This is a genomic window from Nonomuraea sp. N2-4H, from assembly GCF_045291505.1.
Classification (GTDB): domain Bacteria; phylum Actinomycetota; class Actinomycetes; order Streptosporangiales; family Streptosporangiaceae; genus Nonomuraea; species Nonomuraea fastidiosa.
Genome location: NZ_CP147987.1, coordinates 5125622 through 5148926, shown reverse-complemented (window position 1 = coordinate 5148926; position 23305 = coordinate 5125622). Strand labels below are relative to the sequence as shown.

At 74.2% G+C, this 23305-nt stretch carries 11 protein-coding genes and 1 pseudogene; 7 read left to right on the top strand and 5 right to left on the bottom strand.

What is annotated here, in order from left to right:
• Positions 1 to 170 precede the first annotated feature (170 nt).
• Positions 171 to 887, top strand: coding sequence for a hypothetical protein (locus WBK31_RS23700; RefSeq protein ID WP_364055736.1), 717 nt, complete (start codon positions 171 to 173; stop codon positions 885 to 887).
• On the opposite strand, the gene WBK31_RS23695 is transcribed toward WBK31_RS23700, so the two are convergent.
• Entirely contained in the window at positions 872 to 3577 is a 2706-nt protein-coding gene (locus WBK31_RS23695; protein WP_378787503.1) for an ATP-binding protein, read from the bottom strand. The two genes, WBK31_RS23700 and WBK31_RS23695, sit on opposite strands and share 16 nt — an antisense overlap.
• Positions 3578 to 3661: 84 nt before the next feature.
• On the opposite strand from WBK31_RS23695, the gene WBK31_RS23690 reads away from it, so the two are divergent.
• The gene (locus tag WBK31_RS23690) at positions 3662 to 4054 is read left to right on the top strand and encodes a helix-turn-helix domain-containing protein (RefSeq protein ID WP_406673148.1); all 393 of its coding nucleotides are present in this window, start codon (positions 3662 to 3664) and stop codon (positions 4052 to 4054) included.
• Between the two features lie 38 nt (positions 4055 to 4092).
• Here WBK31_RS23690 and WBK31_RS23685 read toward each other — a convergent pair whose 3' ends face one another.
• Positions 4093 to 4557 (bottom strand): SAM-dependent methyltransferase, encoded by a 465-nt coding sequence (locus WBK31_RS23685; protein ID WP_364055727.1) that lies wholly within the window; start codon positions 4555 to 4557, stop codon positions 4093 to 4095.
• Positions 4558 to 4769: 212 nt separating this feature from the next.
• Between WBK31_RS23685 and WBK31_RS23680 the strand changes: the two genes are divergently transcribed.
• Positions 4770 to 5732, top strand: coding sequence for an alpha/beta fold hydrolase (locus WBK31_RS23680; protein ID WP_378787505.1), 963 nt, complete (start codon positions 4770 to 4772; stop codon positions 5730 to 5732).
• Positions 5733 to 5829: 97 nt separating this feature from the next.
• On the opposite strand, the gene WBK31_RS23675 is transcribed toward WBK31_RS23680, so the two are convergent.
• From WBK31_RS23675 to WBK31_RS23665, 3 genes are read right to left on the bottom strand one after another with little or no spacing between them, the layout of a single operon-like run.
• Positions 5830 to 6069, bottom strand: a complete 240-nt coding sequence (locus WBK31_RS23675) for a PQQ-binding-like beta-propeller repeat protein (protein ID WP_406675520.1) — start codon at positions 6067 to 6069, stop codon at positions 5830 to 5832.
• Positions 6018 to 8546 carry a PQQ-binding-like beta-propeller repeat protein gene (locus WBK31_RS23670; protein ID WP_406673147.1) on the bottom strand — a complete coding sequence of 843 codons (2529 nt, stop codon included), beginning with the start codon at positions 8544 to 8546 and terminating at the stop codon, positions 6018 to 6020. Before WBK31_RS23670 ends, WBK31_RS23675 begins: the two co-directional genes overlap by 52 nt.
• A complete protein-coding gene (locus WBK31_RS23665; protein ID WP_364055718.1) occupies positions 8540 to 9394 on the bottom strand; it encodes a hypothetical protein in 855 nt (284 codons plus the stop codon). The genes WBK31_RS23670 and WBK31_RS23665 overlap by 7 nt, the downstream gene beginning before the upstream one ends.
• A 753-nt stretch (positions 9395 to 10147) precedes the next feature.
• Here WBK31_RS23665 and WBK31_RS23660 point away from each other — a divergent pair.
• The 4 genes and pseudogenes from WBK31_RS23660 to WBK31_RS23645 all read left to right on the top strand — a co-directional run.
• The gene (locus WBK31_RS23660) at positions 10148 to 14863 is read left to right on the top strand and encodes an amino acid adenylation domain-containing protein (RefSeq protein ID WP_406673146.1); all 4716 of its coding nucleotides are present in this window, start codon (positions 10148 to 10150) and stop codon (positions 14861 to 14863) included.
• Positions 14860 to 19305 (top strand): amino acid adenylation domain-containing protein, encoded by a 4446-nt coding sequence (locus WBK31_RS23655; protein ID WP_406673145.1) that lies wholly within the window; start codon positions 14860 to 14862, stop codon positions 19303 to 19305. Before WBK31_RS23660 ends, WBK31_RS23655 begins: the two co-directional genes overlap by 4 nt.
• Positions 19284 to 23030: an amino acid adenylation domain-containing protein gene (locus tag WBK31_RS23650; protein WP_406673144.1), complete on the top strand. Its 3747-nt coding sequence runs from the start codon at positions 19284 to 19286 to the stop codon at positions 23028 to 23030. The genes WBK31_RS23655 and WBK31_RS23650 overlap by 22 nt, the downstream gene beginning before the upstream one ends.
• A pseudogene (locus tag WBK31_RS23645) lies at positions 22922 to 23299 on the top strand (pyridoxal-phosphate dependent enzyme); the annotation flags it as partial. The gene WBK31_RS23650 and the pseudogene WBK31_RS23645, both read left to right, overlap by 109 nt.
• Between the last annotated feature and the right edge of the window lie 6 nt (positions 23300 to 23305).

The following is a 23305-nucleotide window of genomic DNA, read 5'->3' as shown; positions in this document are numbered from 1 at the left end:
GTTCGTACGGAGGTCACCCGGTCATGCGGCGGGCGCGCTCCGCACAGGCCCGGGGACGGCGCCGCGCTCAGGGCCATCGGAGCCGCGTTCCCGCTGGTGACAGGCCATAGAGGCGGGTTCAGCGCGATGACGGAAGCGGCCGGTCACGCGTGCGGTCTAGCGTCGGCGGCGTGAAGCTGATCAACGACCATCTGGCCGTCAAGGCCCGCCTTCTGCCCGCGACCGGCGATGGTTTCGTCGTGCTCGCCGGCGAGGCCGGCTCCTGGCGCGGCCCTTTCGCGTCCGCTCCCACCCGGCTCGCCGCGCGGCTCAAGGCGCTCGCCGCGGACGTCGAGGCCCGCGAGGCCAACGTGTTCCGCGCCGTGCTCCGCCCGCCGGGCGAAGGCGACGAACTGCTCGCCGCCAGGGGCGTGCCGCCCGCGCGCTACGACATCGTCGTGCTGATCCGCACCGCGTCCGTGGAGGCCGCCCACGCCGCACGCGAGAGCGCAGCGTACCGCGAGCTCGCCAGGACGCTGCGCGCGAGGGCCCGCCGCACGTACGAGACCGTCGCGGAGAACGCGGCCCGGCTCGGCGACGTGGACCACGGCCAGGACCACTACTTCCTGTTCAACTACTTCTACGCCGACGACCGCGACATCCTGCTGAAGGTCTGGGAGTACACCGCGGGCTGGTTCCAGGCCAAGACCGCGCTGCCCGACTCCGCGCTCATGCGGCCGGTCGAGGGCGAAGCCGGCGGCTACGGGCTCATCAACCACGCGAGCTGGCCGACGCTCGGCACCTTCCTGCCCGGCCTGATCTTCCGGCCGTCGTTCCGCAGCTTCGTGCTCGCCACCTTCAAAGCGAACGGCATCGCCGCGCAACCGATCATCTACCGCCGGGTCTGATCCAGCCTGGCCAGCTCGGCACGCGAGGCCACGCCCAGCTTCGGGAACGCCTTGTACAGGTGCGATGCCACCGTGCGCGGGCTCAGGAAGAGCTGGGCGGCGATCTCCCGGTTGGACGCCCCCGTGACCGCCAGCCGCACCACCTGCAGCTCCTGCGGGGTGAGCCTGGACATGAGGTCGTCGCCGCCACCGCCGGCGATGGACACGCCGGCCGCGCGCAGCTCGCCGGCCGCGCGGGCGGACCACGGCGCGGCGCCCAGCCGGTCGAACGCCTGCATGGCCGCCTCCAGGTGGGTGCGGGCCTCGCCGCGCCGCTGGTGCCGCCGCAGCCACTCCCCGTACACCAGCCGGGTGCGCGCCTGGTCGAAGGGCTGCTCGTGCTGCAGGTGCAGCTCAAGGGCGCGCTGATACTCCTGCTCTGCGCGGTGCTCATCGGCCATCAGCGCCCTGGCCCGGTGCTGGACGGCCAGGGGGCCCGGCTCCTCGGTCGCCCGCGCCCACTCCGCGTGCCTGCGCAGCGCCGTACGTCCCCGCTCGGGCGTGCCCGCCCTGACGGCCGCCTCGACGTAGTCGGGCCAGGCGTACCGCCAGATGAACGCGTGCCGCGACGGGCCCGCCATCGCCCGGTCCATCGCCTCCAGCGCCGCCTCGTAGCGGCCCCTGCCCAGGTCGAGCAGCACTCCGGCGAACTCGGCCCAGCACCGGCTCGGAAACCACCGCCGGGCCTCGGAGAGCCGGATCGCCTCGGCGGCCAGCGCGGCGTACTCCTCCTCCGCTCCGGCGACCGCGGCCAGCCAGGCGCGCAAACCCGCCAGGTAGCCGCGCCACACCGGCTGGCCCACGTCCGCGGCGAGCGTCATCCCCTCCGCCGCCGTGTCCCGCGCGCCCGGGTGCCCGCCGTCCATCAACTGGGCGATGGCCAGTATGGTCATCGCCTGCGGCATGCGTCCGAGACGCCCCTCCGCCCGGCACTCCCTGACCATCTCCACCGCGGCGTCGAGCATCCCCGCGCGGTCGGCGGGCATCACGGCCTGCAAGGAGACGATCAGCCGCAGGTCGAACGGCACCTCGTCCAGCCTGGCCGCGCGCGTGATGGTCACCTTGGAGCCGCCTTCTATGACCGTGCGGAAGTTCGCGTTCATCGCCTTCACCACCGCGGTCACCCCATCGCCGTCCGGGGTCAGCTCCTCGATGCGGCGCACCAGGTGGAGCTGGTCCGCATGCGCGGTGCTCGTCCAGGTGTAGTAGCTGGCCGTGCCGAGCAGCGACAGCCGGGTGAGGTGGTCCACGCCCGCCTGGGCGCCCTCCACCAGCAGCCGCGCGGCCTCCAGCGGGCGGCCCGACTCGACCGCCAGCCGCGCGCGTACGACGTCCAGCTCGGCTCTGACGGAACCCTCCGGCATCCCGGGTCCGGTCCGCCGCAGCGCCCGCGCGACCAGCTCGGCGGCGCGCTGCCCGAGCCCCGCCTCGACCGCCGCCGACGCCGCCAGCGTGTAGCGGCGTGCCGCCTCGGCGGCGCCGGCCGACAGCTCGGCGGCACGCGCGTAGGCCGCCGACACCGCGGCCTGCCCGCCGCGCCGCTGCGCGCGCAGCGCCAGCCGCTCCATCTCCATGGCCACCTGCTCGTCAGGGCGCAGCGTGACCGCGGCCAGATGCCAGGCCCGCCGGTCGTCGTCGACCGACTCGGCCAGCGCCCGGTGCGCCGCCATCCGGGCGGCGATGTCGGTGGCCATCAGCACCGCGGCCCGTACCAGCGGATGGTGGAAGGCGACGCCGTCGGGGGAGACCCGGATCAGGCCCGCACGCTCGGCCGGGGCGGCGTCGGCGAGCGAGGCCCCGAGCTTGCTCAGCGCGTGGGCGAGCACGCCCAGCTCGCCCCGGTCGTCGAGCGCGGCGACCAGCAGGAACGTACGGGTGCCCGCGGGCAGCGCGGCGACGCGGTCGCGGAAACCGGCGAGCACCCGGCCGGTCACCGGCGCCGCGCCGCCCAGGCAGAACGGCAGCGGGCCCGTCGCCTCCGGGCTCAGCATGCGCGGCAGCTCCAGGAGGGCGAGCGGGTTGCCCTGCGCCTCGGCCACCACCTGGTCGCGTAACGCCGGCGGGAGCGCCTCCGAGTGCTCGGAGAGAAGCCGGCGGGACGCCTCGGCGTCCAGGCTCCCCAGGTGAAGCTCGGGCAGCTCCCCGGAGGAGAGCCGGGCGCCGGTCCTCGCGGCGAAGAGCACGGCGACCGGCTCAACGTGCAGGCGGCGCGCGGCGAACAGCAGCGCGTCGGCCGACTCGCCGTCCAGCCATTGAGCGTCGTCGATCAGGCAGAGCAGCGGCCCCTGCGCCGACAGCTCCACGAGCAGGCTGAGCGTGGCCAGGCCGACGAGGAAGCGGTCGCCCCTGGTGGTGCCGCCCAGGTTGAACGCGCCCAGCAGCGCCTCGGCCTGCTGCTGCGGCAGCCCGCTCACCCGATCGAGCGCCGGGCGGAGCAGCAGGTGCAGCGCGGCGAACGGAAGCTCGGCCTCCGACTCGACGCCGGTCACCCGCAGCACCTGCCCGGTGAAGTTCTCCGCGGCGTAGCCGAGCAGGGCGGACTTGCCGATGCCCGCCTCGCCGCGCACGACCAGCACGCCGGGACGGTTCTCAAGGGTGCCGAGCAGCAACTCGTCGATGGCGGCCTGCTCCGCCGCCCGGCCGTACAACATGCCACTCCTCGCACCCTTTGTCCCTGGCGTCACCGTAACGTTCATGTTCCCGTCACGCCATCGCGCAGGCCAGGCGATGAACGCATGCGGGATCTCCCCACGGCGGAGTCGTGCGGGACCCCCGAGGAGGTGCGGTGGCGGGCCATCGAGGGCTACGTCGATGTGCACCTGCGCCACCGCGACACGCTGACCATGCTGGTCAGGGACATGACGCTGCTCGTGCAGGCGCCGATCGCGGACCGCTGCCGCACCGCCATCGCGCGGCGGATGAGTCTGGACGGCGCTCGGGCACTGCTGGAGGCGCGGGGGCGAGGCGGCGGACGCCCCGCCATCCTGGGCGACGAGCAGATCGCCCAGGTACGCGCCCTGCACGCCGAAGGCGTCGCCGCCGAGGAGATCGCCGCGAGGTTCGGCGTCTCCAGGGCGACGGTCTACCGCTGTCTCGAAAACTCAAAACCTCGAATCAAGACGACTTGATTTCGATACTGAGACGGGGCCGGGATCTCAGTAGCCGCTCAGTAGTAGGCGCGCATCAGCTCCGTCGCCCACTCCGGCTGCACCGTCTCGCCCTGCGGGCCGAACTCGGCCATGTAAGGCTTGACGTCCAGCACCGGGCTGCCGTCCACGGCGTCGAGACCGCGTACGTGGATGTCGAGCCCATCCACGGCGAGCAGGCGGCAGCGGGAGACGCCCAGAAGGTTCGGGCGGTTCTTGCCCCGCTGGGCGAAGATGCCGACCTTGGGCCAGTCGGTGTTGCCGCGCGGGTGGCGCGCCGACGTGGTGATGGAGCCCGGGTCCACGAGGTGGAACCGGTACACCACCTCCAGATGCGAGAAGTCCTCAAGACCGGCGAGCGCCTCCGGCTCGAAACGCGTCCCGTCGATGCGGATCACCGCGACTTCGGCGTCCCAGCCGTCGTCGAAGGGTTCGGCACGGCCGCCGACGACGCTGCCCACGGGTTCCAAGGTGATGGCCTGCACGGCGTTCCTCCCAGGGTGTCCTCGTACGTTGAGCGGGCCACGAACGTACGGCCCGGCCGAGGCGCACCGCATCAGTAAGAGGACTGAAGTCCGGCGAGGCCGCTTAAGCATCGTGACCGGATCCCACGACGTGTGATCGAGATCACCTCCGCCCATGTCACGCGGGCGTGCCTTCGCCCGTCCTTGCTGCGACGAACCACTGAGGGGGGATCATGATCAACGTTGAGCAGGCACGGGCGGGGCGCCCCGGCAGGCGGCGCGGGCGTCGTTGGCCGCGTCGGGTGGCGGGCGCGCTCGCGCTGCTGGTGGCCGTGACGCTGTTCATCGCGTACGTCTGGCAGCCGTCGTCCGTGGACGGCTACCGCTCGGCGTACGAGGGCGGCTACCTCGACACGCGGCGGGCGCGGTTCCACTACAGCAAGACGGGCAGCGGATCGCCGGTGGTGCTGGTGGCGGGCGGCGCGCAGTGGCTGTACTCGTACCGGGACACGATCCCGGCGCTCGCGCGCGAGCACACCGTGTACGCCGTCGATCTGCCGGGACAGGGCTACACCACGGTGAAGGGCGAGTTCGCCTACGACATCCCGGCCATGGCGGCGGCGCTCGGCGCGTTCCTCGACGCGGCGGGGCTGACCACGGTCTCCCTGGTCGGCCACTCCTGGGGCGGCGCCTGGTCGCTGTACTACGCCGAGCGCAACCCGTCCCGCGTCGACCGGCTCGTCCTGCTCGACTCCCCGGGCCTGGACAAGCCGCTCGCCTCGCAGACGGCGCTGTTCTCCGTACCGGTCGTGGGGGAGCTGGCGGTCAAGCTCATGGGCCGCTCCGACTTCGAGAAGAGCCTGCGCACCGCTTTCGCCCGCCAGGACCGCGTCACCGCCGAGGTCGTGGACGAGACCTGGCACTGGATGTCACGCCCCGACAGGCGGGAGGCTTTCGTCCGCCTCGTCCGTACCCAGGACTACCAGCCGACGGACGCCGGCCTCGCCGGCCTGCGCGCCAAGACCATGGTCATCTGGGGCGAGGACGACCAGTGGCTCCCGGCCGCGTACGCCCAGGAGTACGGCAGGCGCATCCCCGGCGCCACGGTGAAGATCGTCCCGGACGCCGGCCACAACGTCCACGAAGACGCTCCCGACCAGGTCAACCCGCTCCTCACCGCCTTCCTCCGGTCCTGATCCGGCAGGCACCGGTGCCGGTCACCGCCACCACCTCGATGGCGGCGCGCAGCCGCAGCGCGTCGCGCACGGGGCCGGAGGGGGTGAAGCCACCCGCTCAGGGGGTCGGGACGGGAAACCCGTACACGTTGCCGTTCGAGCTGCCGACGAAGACGAAACCGCCGGTCACGACGGGTTCGGTGGTGATGCGGCCACCGGCGCGGAAGCTCCGCCGCTCGACGCCGGTACCGGCGTCGAGCGCGTGCAGCGTGCCCTCGTCGTCCCCGATGTACACGGTCCCGTCCGTCACCACCGGGCCGGTTCCCCGGTCCCGGCCCAGGGGAAGGTCCAGCGCGATGTGCCGGTGGCGGCGTCGAGCGCGTGCAGCCTGCCGTCCAGTCCGCTGATGTACGCGCGCCCCCGGGCCACTGCGATGGCCCAGTTGTACTGGAATGCGCCGCCGGTCGTGTGGTGGTTCCACAGCGGCTTGCCGGTGGCGGCGTCCAGCACGTACGTCGTGCCCTCCTTGTCGCCGAGGTACAGCCGCCCGCCGGTCACCACGGGCCGGAAGCCGATGGCGGCGCCGATGGCGGCGCGCCAGAGGACTTCTCCGGTGGCGGCGTCCAGAGCGCGCACCTCGCCCCTGGCGCTCGCGGCATAGAGCACCGCGCCGCTCCGCGTCAGCTGGATGAAGTCCGTGGCGCCGCCGGCTCGAGCGCGCCACTTCCGGGCTCCCGAGGCGGCCTCCAGCGTGTCCACCATGCCGTTCCCGCCGCCGACGTGGACGGCATCGCCCATGAGAACGAGATAGGGCTTGACAGGGAAGAGACCCTTCGGCCGGAACGTCCACAACCTCTCGCCCGTGGCCTGGCTCAGCGCCACGAGCTCGGGCGTCGTCTCCAGGTGGGAGCGCCTCGTCCAGGCGTACAGGCGGCCTCCCGCACTGGCGAGGTCGCTGACGACGAGCAGCTCGCGGCTCCACCTCGGGCGGCCGGTGGCGGTGTCCAGCGCGACCAGGCGGCCGGACTCGTTCGCGGCGTACACGGTGCCGTCCACGACCACATGGCCGTTATGGATGACGCCGCCCGTCGGGAAACGCCACCGCCGCGCGCCCGAGGCGGCGTCCAGCGCGGTCACCGTGCCGTCGCCGCTGGTGGCGTATGCCACGCCGCCGGTCACCACCGGCCCGGCGTGGACGATCGCGTCCGTCGGGTGGCTCCAGCCGTCCGCGTGCGCGGGAACGGGGACGGCAGCGCCTGGGCGGTAACGGGCGAACAGCTTGTTCCGCAGCAACGGGGAGAGGAGCCGTACCGCCTGCCGTGACGGAGAGGTCAACCGGACGATGACGGGGCCCACGTTCATGAGCGTCCCGCCGTAGTACCCGTTCGTCTCATCCACGGTGTAGGTGAGAAATCCCGGGCTCTCGGTGGTGGGATCGACGTGATCGGTCGCTTCGATGGCTTGCTCGTCGCGAGCGAACAGCCGGCGCGCGCCGGCGTCCGACGGCGACACCCATTCCACCGAGAGCGAGACGACGGGGTCGCCGTCCCCGGGCGGCACCCAGTCGCATTTCCCGGCTTTGCCCGGTGGGCCGACCGGCCAGGGGACCGCGCGGTAGCCGTCCGCGACCAGGGACAGATCGCGCTCGGTCAGCAGGCCGCAGGCATCCGGCCAGGCGCTCGCCGGGACTCCGCCGAACCAGGAGCGTTCGCGAGGCGGGCCGTAGGTCAGCCTGTACGCGGTGATCCGGCTGCCACCTGGCCACTTGCCGTGCACGAAGGCCATGTTCGTGATCACCCCGGCGAGGGACGCCTGGGTGAAGGGCTGATCGATCGGCAGCCCGCCGAGCCGTCCCGTCCCGGGGTCGACGGAGATCAAGTAGGCGGGCAATGGCCAGCCCTCCTGCCGTCGGGCTCCCCCGGGGTCGGCCGCGGCCGAGAGAGTTCCGGCGTAGATCGGTGGAGACCAGCGCTCCGGGCTCGTGATGAATCCGGCCTCCCGCGCACGCGGCAGCGGGCGGCCGTCAGGTCCGTGGAAGGAGCCGCTGGAGCCGGTCAGGACATGTGTGTGACCTTCGGCGTCGGTCGTCAGGCCGATCGCGAGGCCGGCGTACGACTGATCGGACGGCTTCGACAGCGTCCGGCTCCACCGATGACGCAGCGTGCGCGGATCGATCGAGGCGAGCCGGAGCCCGTTCTCCTTGCAGCCGCTGAGCAGCGTCACCGACCGGGCGGTCCCGGCACTCGTCAGGTGGCAGCCCTGCCCGTACGTCGCCCGCGCCGTGTCCGCCCCGGTGCTGAGGTCGAGGGCCCGGATGTCGAGCGGGTCGGCCGAGCGTTCGAACACCACGACGCCGCGCTCGGTCACCAGGATCCGCGGGCCGTCGTACGCACCGACGTCGTCCCACACGGCCGGCTCGGTGGAGACAGTGATCGCGCGCCGCCACAGCACCCGGCCCGTGGCCAGGTCATGACCGGTGAGGGCATGTCCGGTGGCATCCGGCCGCTGGCGTGCCACGACCAGCGTGCCCGCGGCGATCCACACGCCGGTGACGATCGTGGACGGGGACGGGTCGGCGGGGATGGTGCGCCGGAGCTCACCGGTGCGGGGATCGCGGATCTGGACGGTGTTCTCGTGCGCGGCCATTGCGACGGCACGGCCGGACGCGGCGAAACGCGGGGTGTCGTACGTCTTGTCGATGTCGGCGTTCGCGGACACCGACCACACCGCACGCCACTCGATCGGGACGAGCCGCCGCCACGGCGCGTCCGCCGCCGCGCACGCCAGCACCGCCACCGCGAGCAGCACTCCGGCCACGCGACGCCCGCTCAGCATGCCGCCCTCTTGTGGCTCTGCCTGCCCATCGCACATGCTTCCGCGTTGGAGATGGGCCGCCAGCCGCCGAGCGGGGAGACGGCGTAGTAGGAGCGGTACGTGCCGGCGAGGCCGGTCACCCGGAACGGGCCCCCGTCCGGCCCTTCGACGCTCACCTGCTCGGTCCGGTCCTCGGCGAGCACGGTGACCAGGAGATCGAAGGCGTAGGACGCCGCCTTGCCCTTGACCGACAGGGAGAGCGTGACCCGCTCGTCCCGTTTCAGGTCGATCTGCTTCTTCCTGAAGTAGGGGGTCTTCCGGTCCGCCGCGGTCACGAAGCGGGGAACCGGCGTGTCGAGATCCGCGGACAGTTCGATGGTGTCGGTCGTGCCGGCGGAGCTGTAGATCAGCAGCGCGCCGTCCGCGACGGGCCCGCGATCGAGGATGCGCGGCTCGATGTCGACGATGCGCAGGCTGCTGCGGTTCCCGGTGAGGACGACCGTCACCGCCGCCTCTTCGATGGGGGCCGCCTGGTGCCGGGCCATGACCGCGTCGTGCCGCGCGCCGGACGCGTTGGCCCGCAGGACCGCCCGTTCTCCGGGATCGGTCACCGGCCTGCCCAGGGCGATCTCGTGCTGGGAGCGGTCGACGGCCACGTAGCCGACCTTGATGGGCGGCCCGCCGCTGAGCCGATCGACCGCGGCGGGACCGCGCGCGTTGACCCACGCGGTGATGACGGCGCCGATCGCCGCGATGATCACGGCACTGAGTATCCCCGCCGACCACCTCCCCACGGCCGTCCAGCGTCCCTCCTCGGCCTCCTTCGCGCGGGTGGGCGCGGCACGCCTTTTCTGACGTGCTCTGGCCATGGAGTTCTCCCTGGGAATGGCGGGGCACCGCTTGGTTTGACAACTGTATAGCGTTGCGGCGCGCCGGCCATCAAGTTTTCACACGCATCAATAAAATGCTCTGATAATGCCCGATGTCATCATTTTCATTGTTTTGATGGCCGGGGTGGACAGCGGTCAAGCCAGGCGTGAAGCCCCAGGCAGATCGGGTCTCAGCCGTGTGGTCCGGCCGTCGAATGGGCTACGCGACCCATCCGTACGAAACGGCGCCCGGGTTCGGTGGGCCTGCTCTCCCCATTCCTGAACGATTCCGGTGAGTATGTAGTCCTTCCGCTTTTCAAGCGTGATCGTGAGATTGTGCACCACCGCCTCCGGCCGTTCGTCGGGTGCGCCGCGGCTCCGATGAGAACGGCACTGCGTCGGGGTGCCGAGATCGTGCTCCTGGCGCTACCCGGCTCGTTGACCTCTGTCCGATCTGTCCTGACTCCAAGTTGACGTCTCAGCAAGGATTTTCGCAGGTCACACGTAGGAGACAGACCTGATCACATGCCCCCATCCCGGAGCATAATGATCGTCTGCGGAGAGCAGATGACCCCGAGGAGGACAACCCGCGCGGCGATCGGTCGCGCCGATTACGCGACGCTGGACCGCCCGCGCGACCTCGTGCGGCCGGCGACGACCTCGCCTTGGACCCGTGCGCCATCCCCAAAGGAGCGGACCCGTTCGCGACCGCCCACCCGGGCCTGCGTTTGACCCCTGCTGGAAAGAGGACACATGAACCCCCCTGTGACGGGCGCGAACCGCCCTCCCACAGACATGCCCGGCCGCCTCCACGAGGCTCTGGAGGCGCAGTGCCGGCGCACGCCCGATCGCGTCGCCGTCGTCGCGGGCACGACCCGGCTGACCTACGCCGAGGTCCACCGCATGGCCAACGGGATCGCCAACGCACTCGCCGCGCGAGGCGTCGGGCGCGGCGACCTCGCGGGGATCTGCCTGGACCGTGACGAGTGGCTGGTGCCGGCGCTGATCGGGGTGCTGAAGGCGGGGGCCGCGTACGTGCCGCTGGACCCGGCCTACCCGGCGGAGCGGTTACGTTTCATGGCCGAGGACTCCGGCGCGGGCGTGGTGGTCACCTCGGCGGCCCGGCGCGGCACCGCGTCGCTGACCGGCGCCGACACCGTGCTCGTCGACGACACGACACCCGCCGAGCGCGGGCCCGAGGTCCCCGGCGAGCCGTCCGACGCCGCGTACGTCATCTACACCTCCGGCTCCACCGGCCGCCCCAAGGGCGTGGTCGTGGAGCACCGCAACACGCTGAACCTGGTGCGCTGGGAGGCGTCCGCCTACACGGCCGAGGAGCTGAGCGGCATGCTGGCCGGCTCCTCCATCTGCTTCGACGCCTCGATCACCCAGATCTTCACGCCGCTGTCCGCCGGCGGCACCGTGATCATGGCGGATAACGTGCTGTCGCTGCCGACGCTGCCGGCCCGCGACGAGGTGCGCACGGTCTTCGGCGTCCCGTCAGCGCTGTCAGTGCTGCTGCGCGAGCCGCTGCCCGAGGGCGTGCGCATGGTGCTGTCCGGCGGCGAGCGGCTGACCGCCGCCCTGGTGGCGCGCATCTTCGAGAACCCCGGCGTGCGCCGCGTGCTCAACATGTACGGCCCCACCGAGTGCACGACCGGCAGCACCCTGTACGAGGTGACCCGCGGCCACCAGGGCGAACCGCCGCTGGGCGGGCCCATGGCGAACGCGGTGCTCAGCGTGCGCGACGCCGACGGCCGGCCGGTCAAGGACGGCGACGTGGGCGAGCTGTGGATCGGCGGTCCCGGCGTGACCCGCGGATACCTGGGCCAGGAGTCGGACGCGTTCCGCACCGAGCCGGACGGCTCCCGCGTCTACCGCAGCGGCGACCTGGTCCGCTGGGTGGACGGCGAGCTGCATTACGTGGGCCGCGCCGACGACCAGGTCAAGATCCGCGGCTACCGGGTGGAGCTGGGCGAGGTCGAGTCGGCGCTGGAACGTCACCCCGCCGTGCGCCGCGCGGTCGTGCTCGCGCACACCGACGACGACGGCATCGCCTACCTCGTCGGGCACGTGGAGGCCCCCGGTGCGACGGAGCCCGAGCTGCGCGACTGGTTGCGCGAGCGGCTGCCCGACTACCTGGTCCCGGCCAGGATCGGCGTGACCGACGAGCTGCCGATCGCCCCCATGGGCAAGGTGGACCGCGCGGCCCTGCCCAAGCTGCGCCCCGCGCGTACGGGAGGCGAGGCGCCGGTCGCGCCGCGCACGGACGACGAGCGCCAGGTGGCCGAGGTGATCGCGGACGTCCTCGGCCTGCCCGAAGTGGGGGTGTACGACCGGTTCCCCGACCTGGGCGGGCACTCGCTGGCCGCCGCCCGGGTGGTGACCGAGCTGTCGCGGCGGCTCGGGCACACCGTGCCGCTTGCGGCGTTTCTGACCGAGCCGACCGCGGCCGGGCTGGCGGCGCGCCTGCGCGAGCCGGGCTCGGCCCCGGTGCGGCGGACCGGCGCGACCCGCCACCCGCTCACCGCCACCCAGCGCGAGTTCTGGACGCTGCGCGAGCTGCACCCGGGCAGCCCGGTCACCACGGTGTCGGTCCGGCTGCGCGTGCGCGACCTCGACGGGAGCGGGCCGCTGCGCGCGGCGCTGGACGCGGTCGTCCGCAGGCACGAGTCCCTGCGCAGCACGGTCGCCGTCGGCGATGACGGCGTCCCGTACGCGATCGTGCACCCGCCCGCCGCCGTCCCGCTGACCGAGCACCCGGCGGGCACGGACCCGGTGAAGGCGGCGCGGGCCGCGGCGGAGCACGTGTTCGACGTGACGACCGAGGTGCCGCTGCTGCGCGCGAGCCTCTGCCCTGCGGGGGACCACACGGCCGAGCTGGTGCTGGTGACGGACCACCTCGCCTTCGACGGCGGTTCCGTCGGCGTGCTGATGGAGGAGCTGGCCGCCGAGCTGGCGGGCGAGCCCGTACCCGAGCCCGCGGTGCAGCTCGGCGACGTGGCGGTACGCGAGCAGGAGGACCGGCCCGGCCTCGACGGGCTGCGGGAGTTCTGGCGCGCCGAACTGGAGGGGGCGCCGGTGGCGGGCCCGCCGCCCGCCGACCTGACGACGGACCGGGTGGTCAGGCCGCTGCCCGAGGAGTTCACCGATGGCGTGGCGGCGCTGGCCCGCGCGTGCGGCACGACCCCGTACGCGGTGTACCTGGCCGCGCTCGCCCTGGCCTCCGGGGAGCCGGACACGCTGATCGGCATGGTCGCCGCGCGTCGCGCCGCACCGGAGCTGGCCAGGGTCGTCGGACCGCTCATCGACACGGTGCCGGTCCGGCTGCGCCCGGACGCCGCGCCGACCTTCCGCGATCTGGTCAGGCAGGCCGGTGAGGCCGCGACACGGGCGCTGGTGCACCAGGAGGTCCCGCCCGCCGACCTGCCCCGCGCACCGGTGCTGCTGGCCATGCAGCACGGCGAGGTGCCGGTCCGCGCCGGACGCCTGGACCTGCTGACCGAGGTGGGCTCGGGCGCGGCGGTGCACGAGTTCAGCGTCCTGGTCAACCGCACGGTCGAGGGCTCCGAGCTGCACCTGGAGTACGCGCTCGCGCTGCTCGGCAGGCGGCAGGCCGAGGCGTACCTCGACGGGCTGCTGTGGCTGCTGCGCGGCGCGGTGGCCGAGCCGGACCTGGCGATCTCCGCGTTCGAGCGGGTCACCCCGGACGAACGCGCCGCGCTGCTCGCCCGCGCCGCCGGGCCCGAGCTGCCCGGCGACCTGCCGCCGGTGCCGGTGGCGCTCGCCTCGCACGCGACGGGCACGGCGGTGATCGGCCCGGACGGTGCGACGCTGAGCCACGCCGAGCTGAACGACCGCGCCGACCGGATCGCGGCCGGGCTGCTGGCGCACGGGGTGTCGCGGGGCGACGTGGTCGGCGTCCGCGTGCCGAGGGACCGGATGCTGCCCGCGGTGCTGCTGGGGGTGTGGCGGGCCGGGGCGGCGTATCTGCCGCTCGACCCGGACCTGCCGGAGGAGCGGCTGCGGCTGCTGGCCGAGGACGCGGGCGCCCGCGTGGTGCTCACTCGCGGCGAACCGCCCTCCGCGGCGGCGACGCTCGACGCGGACCTGCTCGCCGAGGGACCGCGCGCCGACCTGCCGGAGGTGCGCTCCGGCGACCTGGCGTACGTCATCTACACCTCCGGCTCCACCGGCGCCCCCAAGGGCGTCGAGGTCACCCACGGCGGCCTGTCCGCCCTCGTGCACGGCATGATCACCGCGCTCCGCCTCGGCCCGGATGACGTGCAGCCCGCGGTCGCGCCGCTGAGCTTCGACGCCTCGGCCTCCGAGCTGTGGTGCGTCCTGACCGCCGGCGGCACGTCGGTGGTGGTGGACAGGACCACGGCCACCGACGGGCACGCGCTGGCCGAGCTGATCACCGCGAGCGGCGCCACGGTGATCGACCTGGTGCCGACCTCGTACCGGATGCTGCTCGCGGCCGGCTGGACCGGCGGCCCGGCGCTGCGCGCCGTGGTCGGCGGCGAGGCCCTGGACCCGGCGCTGGCCGAGCAGATCCTGCTCCGCGCCGGTGAGCTGTGGAACGCCTACGGCCCCACCGAGACCACCGTCACCTCCACGCTGCACCGGGTGCGCACGCATGAGGGCGACCGGGTGCCGATCGGGTCGCCGATGCCGGGCGAGCGGGCGTACGTGGTGGACGCGCGGCTGCGGCTGGTGCCGCCGGGCGAGGTCGGCGAGCTGCTGCTGGGCGGCGCCGGCGTGGCCCGAGGCTACCGGGGACGGCCCGACCTGACCGACTCCGCGTTCGTGGCCGACCCCTTCACGCCGGGCGGCCGCGCGTACCGGACGGGCGACCTGGCGCGGTGGCGGCCTGACGGGACGCTGGAGTTCCACGGCCGCCGCGACCACCAGGTGAAGGTGCGCGGGTACCGGATCGAGCCGAGCGAGATCGAGGCCGTGCTGCGCGAGCTCGCCGAGGTCGCGGTAGCCGTGGCGGGCACGGGCGCGGACGCCCACCTGGTCGGCTACGTCGCGCCGGAGACGGCGGACCTGGCCGCGATCCAGCGGCACGCCACGTCCAAGCTGCCCGCCCACATGGTGCCGCGCCGCTGGGTCACGCTGCCGGCCCTGCCCACGCTGCCCAACGGCAAGGTGGACCGCGCCGCGCTGCCCGAGCCGGACACCGGACCCGGGCAGGAGCGGGTCGCACCCGCCACCGACGCCGAGCGCCTGGTGGCCGCCGTCTGGGCCGAGGTGCTCGAACGGCCCGAGGTCTGGGCCGGCGACGACTTCTTCGCCCTCGGCGGCGCCTCGTTCGCCGCGACCAGGGTGGCCGCGCGCCTGCGCGAGATGTTGCAGGTCGCGGTGCCGGTGCGGCTGCTGTTCGACCGCCCGGTGCTCGCCGACTTCGCCGCCGCGCTGGAGGAGCTGCTGGCCGCCGAGCTGATGGAGGGGAACGAGGGATGACCGAGGTACATGAGGACCGGATCGCCGGGCTCGTCCGCTCCAGGCTCGCCGCCGCGCTCAAGCAGGCCGAGAAGGCGGCCCCCGGCATCCCCGTGACGCGGGCCACGGACATGCCGCTGTCGCCGACCCAGGAGCGGCTGTGGTTCCTGGCCCAGCTCGAGCCGGACACGCCCGCCTACAACGTGCCGCTGGCGCTGCGGCTGCGCGGCCCGGTGGACCTCGCCGCGCTCACCGGCGCGGTGGCCGACCTCGCCGAGCGGCACTGGATCCTGCGCGGCGTCATCGAAGACGGCCGGGTACGCCCCGTCCCCGCCGTGCCGGTGCCCGTGGTGGACGTGGACCCGGCCGACCTGGAGCGGGAGCTGACCGGGCACGCCTGGCGGCCGTTCCGGCTGAACGCCGAGCCGCCCATGCGGGCCACGGTGTTCCGGCTCGCCGACGACGAGTGCGTGCTCGCGCTCACCCTGCACCACATCGCCACCGACGCCTGGTCGGAGCGCGTGCTGCTGGACGACCTCGCCCGCCTGTACGCCGCCCGCCTCGGCCTGGAACCGGCCCCCGACGCCCCCGCCCTGCAGTACGCGGACGTCGCGGCGTGGGAGGCCGGACGGCAGGACACCGACCTCGACTGGTGGGCCGGGTACCTGGCGGGCCTGCCGCCGGTGCTCGACCTGCCGCTCGCCCGCCCCCGCCCGCCCGTGCCCGGATGGAAGGGCGCGGCGGTGCCGCTGGAGGTGCCCGAGCCGCTGGCGGCGAAGGTCCGCGCGGTGCCGGGGACGTCGCCCTTCATGGTGTTCCTCGCCGGGCTGCAGGCGCTGCTGAGCCGCCTGTCCGGCATGGACGACATCGCCGTGGGCGTGCCGCACGCGGGCCGTCACCACCCCGACGCCGAGCGGGTCGTCGGCTGCTTCGTCAACACGCTGGTGGTGCGCGGCGACACCTCGGGTGACCCGACCGGCGCCGAGCTGCTGGAGCGGGCCCGTACGGCGGCGCTGGACGCGTACGCGCACGCCGGCACGCCGTTCGAGCGGGTCGTGGAGCGGCTGCGGCCGGAGCGGAACCTCGCGGTCACGCCGCTGTTCCAGGTGATGCTCAACGTCTACGACACCGGCGCGCCGATCACGCTGCCCGGACTGCGGGTCGAGGAGGTGCCGCTGGAGGCGCCGACCGCGAAGTTCGACCTGAACATCGAGCTCGGCGACGACGGCACCCGCTTCACCGGCGAGCTGCGCTACCGCAGCGACCTGTACGACGAGACGACCGCGCGCCGCCTCGCCGGCTGGTACCTGGAGCTGCTCGACGGCATGCTCACCGACCCGGACGCGCCCGTGCGGATGCCGGCCGGCGACGACCTGCGCGGCCCGGCCGCGGACCTGCCCGTGGACGTGCCGCTGCACGCGCTGGTCGAGCGGGTGGCCGACGCGAGCCCCGACGCAGTCGCGGTCGGCACGCTCGGCTACGCGGAGCTGGACCGCCGCGCCAACCAGGTGGCCCACTGGCTGCTGGAGCGCGGGGTGCGCCCTGACGAGCCGGTCGGCGTGCTGCTGGAGCGGCGGCCCGAGCTGGTGGTCGCCATGCTCGGCGTGCTCAAGGCGGGCGCGGCCTACCTGCCGCTCGACCCGGTCTATCCGGAGCGGCGCAACCAGGCGGTGGTGGCCGACGCCGGGGCGCGGATCGTGCTCACCGAGGCCGAGCTCGCCGCCGCCGCGGACGCCTCCGCCGAACGTCCTGGCGTGGACGTGCGGCCGGAGCACCTGGCGTACGTGATCTACACCTCGGGCTCGACCGGGCGGCCGAAGGGGGTCGCGGTCGAGCACCGGCACATCACCCACTACCTCGGCGCGGTGGCCGGGGTCCTCCCCGCGGGGCTGGCCTCGTTCGCGCTGGTCTCCACCGCCGCCGCCGACCTGGGCATGACGAACGTGTGGTGCGCGCTGACCACGGGCGCCACCCTCCACCTGATCGACCACGAGACGGCCACCGACCCGGCCGCGTTCGCCGCCCGCCTGGCAGAGCAGCCGGTGGACGCGATCAAGATGGTGCCCAGCCAGCTCGAACTCCTCGGCACGGCCGCGCTCCCGGAGAAGCTGCTGATCCTGGCCGGCGAGGCGGTGCCCGCCGACCTGGTGGCGCGCGTCCGGCAGGCGCGGCCGGACCTGGAGGTGCAGATCCACTACGGACCCACCGAGACCACGGTGTCCGTGCTGGCCTGCGACGCGGACGAGAGCGCCCCCGGACGGGCGCCGCTCGGGCGGCCGCTGGCCGACGTGGTGTGCCGGGTGGCCGACCCGTCAGGACGGGCGCTGCCGCCCGGCGTGCCGGGGGAGCTGTGGATCGGCGGGCCCAGCGTGGCGCGCGGCTACCTGGGCCGCCCCGACCTCACCGCCGAACGTTTCACCGGCGGCTGGTACCGCACCGGCGACCGCGTCAGGGTCACCCAGGACGGGCTGATCGAGTTCCTGGGACGCGTCGACGACCAGGTGAAGGTGCGCGGCTTCCGCGTCGAGCTGGGCGAGGTCGCCGCGGCGTTACGAGCCCTGCCGCAGGTCGCCGAGGCGTACGTGCAGCCGGTCGGCGCCGGCCTGGAGCGGCGCCTGGCCGCCTGGGTGACCCCGGCCACGGTGGACGCGGCCGAGGTACGGGCGGCGCTGCGCGAGCGGCTGCCCGACTACATGGTGCCGGCCGCGATCGGCGTGCTCGAGGCCCTGCCGCTCACCCCGAACGGCAAGGTGGACCGGGCCGCGCTGCCCGAGCCCGAGGCCGCGCCCGCCGTGCGGGTGCCGCTCGGCACCCCGGCCGAGCGCCTGGTGGGCGAGATCTGGACCGAGGTGCTCGGCCTCACCGAGGTGTGGGCGGACGACGACTTCTTCGCGCTCGGCGGGCACTCGTTCGCCGCGACCCGGGTGGCCGGGCGGCTGCGCGAGCGGCTGGGCGCGGCGGTGCAGGTGCGGCTGCTGTTCGAGCACCCGGTGCTGGCCGACCTGGCCGCCGCGCTCCCGCAGCCCGCCGCCGCGGCGCGGGCGCGGCGCGCGCCGGTGGACGGGCCGGTGCCGCTGTCCGGGGTGCAGGCCAGGCTGTGGTTCCTGGCGCAGCTCGAACCGGACAGCAGCGCCTACAACGTCCCGATCGCGCTGCGGCTGCGCGGCCCGCTGCGGGAGGAGGCGCTGCTGGGCGCGGTACGCGACCTGGCCGAGCGGCACCACGTCCTGCGCAGCGTCGTCGACGACTCGGGACCCGAGCCCGTGATGGTGGTGCGGGACGCCGCCGAGGTGCCCGTCTCCACCGAGCGCGTGCACCGGTCCGAGGTCGAGGACGTGCTGGCCGCGCACCTCGCGACCCCGTTCGCTCTGGACCGCGAGCCGCCCATGCGCGCGACGTTGCTGACCGTCGATCACGAAGAGCACGTGCTCTCGCTCACCTTCCACCACATCGCCACCGACGCGTGGACGCGCGGCCTGCTGCTCGACGAGCTGTCCGGCCTGTACGCCGCCCGCCTCGGCCTGCGCCCGCCGCTCGGCCCGCCGCCCGCGCAGTACGCCGAGGTCTCGCCGGTCCCCGACCCGGCCGACCTGGACTGGTGGGCCGAGCGGCTGGACGGCCTGCCGCCGGTGCTCGACCTGCCCGCCGACCGGCCGCGCCCCGCCGTGCCCGGCCCCGGCGGCGCCGCGCTCGACCTGGAACTGCCGGCCGGGCTGAGCGAGCGGATCAGGGCGGTGGCCGCCGCCTACCGCTCCACGCCGTTCATCGTGCTGCTGGCCGGGCTGCAGGCGCTGCTGGCCAGGCTGTCGGCGAGCGCGGACATCGCGGTCGGCGTGCCGGTCTCCGGCCGCGACCACCCGGACACCGAAGGCGTGGTGGGCTGCTTCCTCAACACCGTCGTCGTACGGACCGACGTGGGCGGCGACCCGACCGGGCGCGACCTGCTGGCCCGCGCCCGAGAGTCCGCGCTTGGCGCGCTCGCGCACGCGGGCACGCCGTTCGACCGGGTGGTGGACCGGCTGCGGCCGGAGCGGAACCTGGCGGCCACGCCGCTGTTCCAGGTGATGCTCAACTACATCTCCGGCGTGGCGCGGCCGGAGCTGCCCGGCCTGGAGTCGTCCGAGATCCAGCTGCCGGAGCAGACCACCAAGTTCGACCTGAGCTGGCACGTCATCGACGAGGGTCCCGGCGCGCCGCTGCGCGGCGGGCTCGCGTACCGCACCGACCTGTTCGAGCCGGGGACCGCGGAAAAGCTGGCCCGCTGGTACACGGCCCTGCTCGACGGGCTGCTCGCCGACCTGGACGCGCCCGTGGGCGCGGTGCCGCTTGAGCCGGTGACAGGGCCCGTCATCGACGGCGGGCCGCCGCCCGAGCCGCCCGCCGGGGCGGTGCACCACCTGATCGAGCGCTGGGTGGACGAGACCCCGGCGCCCTCGCGGTGGTGGGCGCCGATCGTGCCCTGACGTACGCGGAGCTGGAGTCGGCCGCGAACCGGATCGCGCACTGGCTCCTGGACGCCGGCGTGCAAGCGGACGAACCGGTCGGCGTGCTGCTCGAACCCGGGGCGGACCTGGCGTGCGCGCTGTTCGGCATCCAGAAGTCGGGCGGCGGCTACCTGCCGATGGACCCGGCCTACCCGGCGGCGCGGATCGCCGCGATGCTGGAGGCCGCCGGAGTGCGGGCCGTGGTGACGGTGAGCGAGTTCGCGCCCCTCATCGGGGACGGCAGGCGGGTGCTGACGCTCGACCGGCCGCCGTCCCTGCCGGACACCCGGCCCGACGTGGACGTACGGCCCGGGCACCTGCACCACGTGATCTTCACGTCGGGCTCCACCGGCACGCCCAAGGCGGTGGCCGCCGAGCACCGCGGCGTGCTCAACTACCTGGGCGGCATGCTGCCGCGCATCGGCGTGCCCGGCGGGTCGTTCGCCGTGGTCTCCACGCCCGCCGCCGACTTCGGCCTGACCTGCGTGTTCGGCGCGCTGACCACGGGCGGCACGGTGCACCTGGTGCCGCGCGAGACCGCGATGGACCCGGCCGCGTTCGCCGGCTACCTCGCCGGGCACCGGGTGGACGTCGTCAAATGCGTGCCGAGCCACCTGGAGCTGCTGGCGTCGGGCGGCGACCTGGCCGCCGTGCTGCCGCGCGAGCTGCTGATCCTGGCGGGTGAGGCGTGCCCGTGGGACCTGGTCGAGCGGGCCAGGACCGCCCGGCCCGGGCTGCGCATCCAGAGCCACTACGGCCACACCGAGTCCACGATGATCTGCCTGGTGTGCGACACCGAGGAGATCCCCGCCGACCGGCGGACCGGCATCGTGCCGCTCGGCCGCCCGCTGCCCGGCGTGCACGGCCACCTCGTGGACGCGGCGATGCGCCCCGTGCCGCCCGGCGTGCCCGGCGAGCTGGTGGTCGGCGGTCCCGGCGTCACCCGCGGCTACATCGGCCGGCCCGAGCTGACCGCCGAACGGTTCGTCCCCGACCCGCTGACCGGGGACGGACGCTGCTACCGCAGCGGCGACCTGCTGCGCCTCACCTCCGACGGGCGGATCGAGTTCCGCGGCCGGGTGGACGACCAGGTCAAGGTGCGCGGCTACCGCGTGGAGCTGGGCGAGGTCACCACCGCGCTGCGGGCGCTGCCCCAGGTCGCCGAGGCCGTGGTGCTGCCCGTCGGCGAGGGCAAGGCCAGGCAGCTCGCCGCGTGGGTCACGCCCGCGACCGTGGAGGCCGCGGCCGTGCGCTCGGCGCTGCGCGAGCGGCTGCCCGACTACATGGTGCCCGCGCACGTCGTGGCGCTCGACCGGCTCCCGCTCAACCCGAACGGGAAGATCGACAGGGCCGCGCTGCCCGAGCCGGTGGCCGAGCGGGCCGCGTACGCCGCGCCCGCGACCCCCGAGGAGGAGCTGGTCGCCGGGGTCTTCGCCCGCGTGCTCGACGTGGAGCGGGTGGGGACCGACGACGACTTCTTCGCCCTCGGCGGTGACTCGTTCGCCGCGGTCCGCGCGGTCAAGGAGATCGGCCGCGGGCTGCGGGTGATCGACCTGTTCACCCGGCCGTCCGTCGCCGAGCTGGCCGCGTTCCTCGGCCGCGAGGACGGCGGCGAGACCGGCGGCGGGCTGCTGCATCGCCTGGGCGGCGGGCGGGCCAGCGAGTTCACGCTGGTGTGCGTGCCGTACGGCGGCGGCTCGGCGGCGGTCTACCAGCCGCTGGCCAAGGAGCTGGGCGACCGGGTGGAGGTGCTCTCCGCCGAGCTGCCCGGCCACGACCCCGCCCGCCCCGACGAACGGCCGCTGCCGCTGGAAGAGCTCGCGGACAGGCTGGCCGCCGAGGTGGCGCGGAGTGCGTCAGGACCGGTCGCGATCTACGGCCACTGCGTGGGCTCCGCGCTCGCCGTCGCACTCGCCCGCCGCCTGGAGGCGGACGGCGTGCACGTGCTGGGCGTGATCGCCGCCGCGAGCTTCCCCGCCGCACGGCTGCCCGGACCGATCAGGCGGCTGTTCGGCGGCGACCGCTGGGTGTCGGACCGGATGTTCCGCGACGCGCTGCGCGCCTCCGGCGGGCTGCTCGACGACATGGACGAGGCCGCCAAGCGCACCGCCGTACGCGCCATGCGGCACGACGCCGACCAGGCGCAGGAGTGGTTCACCCGCGAGCTGACCGGCGAGGCGGCGCCGCTGCGCGCCCCGATACTCAGCCTCGTCGGGGAGCGTGACCGCGCCACCCAGCTCCACGAGGAGCGCTACGCCGAGTGGGCGGCGTTCTCGCCCCGCGTGGAGCGGGCCGTGCTGCCCAGGGCCGGACACTACTTCCTGCGCCACCAGGCGGCACCCCTGGCCGCCCTGGTGCTCGGCCACCTGACCCGCTGGGCGGCCGGCGACCTGCCCGACCCGGTGCGCCCGCCCGAGCGCACCAACCTGCGGCCCTTCTACACGGTCGCCGCCGGGCAGATCGTCTCGGCGCTGGGCACGGCGCTCAGCTCGTTCGCGCTCGGCGTGTGGGCGTACCAGCTCAGCGGCGAGATCCTGGACCTGGCGCTGGTCACGATGCTGGCGCAGATCCCGGCCGTGCTGCTCACCCCGCTCGGCGGCGCGCTCGCCGACCGGATCGACCGGCGCACGATCATGCTGGCCTGCGACGCGCTGTCCGGGCTCACCATGGTGGCGCTGGTGCTGCTGCTCGTCACCGGGCGGCTGGAGTTCTGGAACGTCTGCCTCATCGTCGGCGTCACCTCGATCGTGTCGGCGTTCCAGCAGCCCGCGTGGATGGCGGCGGTCGCGCAGCTCGTGCCGAAACCGTACCTGCCACAGGCCAACGCCCTCGCGAACGTGGGCTTCGGCATCGGCAACGTGGTCGCGCCGCTCGCCGGCGGCGCGCTGATCGGCCTGTTCGGGCTGTCGGCGGTGGTCGCGGTGGACGTGGCCACGTTCGCGGTCGGCGTGATCACGCTGCTGCTGGTGCGCTTCCCCGACCGGCTCTTCCACCGGCGCGAGGAGACGTTCACGGCGGCGCTCACCGGTGGCTGGCGGTTCCTGCGCAGGCGGCGGCCGCTGCTGGTGATGGCGCTCTACTTCGCGGTGGTCAACTTCTGCACCGCCCTCATGTGGGTGCTCGTCACCCCGATCGTGCTGGCCATCGGCACCTCGGCCGACCTGGGCGTGGTGACCGCCGTGGGCGGTGTCGGCGCGGCCATCGGCACCGGCGTGGTGATGGTGTGGGGCGGCACCCGGCGGCGGGCCACCGGCATGATCGGCTTCGTCGCCGGGTCCGGCGTCGGCGTCATCCTCATGGGCGCGTGGCCGGTCGTGTGGCTGGTCGCGGCCGGGCTGTTCATCCGGCTGGCGTGCATGAGCATCGGCAACGCCCACTGGCTGTCGATCATCCAGGTCAAGGTGGGCCAGGAGCTGCAGGGCCGGGTGCTCGCGGTGAACATCATGATCGCCACCGCGATGCAGCCGATCGGCTTCCTCGCCGCCGACCCGCTGGCCGAGTGGGCCGGGCGGTTCGCCGGCGGGCCCGGCGGCGGCGCGGCGGCGGTGCTGCTGGCCAGCGGCGTCTTCCTGGTGATCTGGGGACTGCTGGGGCTGTGGTACCGGCCGCTGCACCACCTGGAAGACCGCGTTCCCGACGCCGCGCCGCCCGCGGAGGCCGCGGCCGACCTGGACGCCATCCAGGAGAGGGTGCTGAGCGCGTGAACGTGGAAAGCGCGGTGCGCACGGGGCTCGTCACCGCAGGCGACGTCCAGGCGGCGAGCGCCCGCATCGAGCCGTACGTGCGGCGCACCCCGCTGCTGCGGCTGCCCGGCGAGCGGCTCTGGGTCAAGCCGGAGAACCGGCAGCCGACCCGCTCGTTCAAGGTCCGCGGCGCGGTCAACGCCGTGGTCCGGCTCGCCCGGCACGGCGTACGGCACGTGATCGCGCAGTCGTCGGGCAACCACGCCCAGGCCATCGCCTACGCCGCCGCCGAGCAG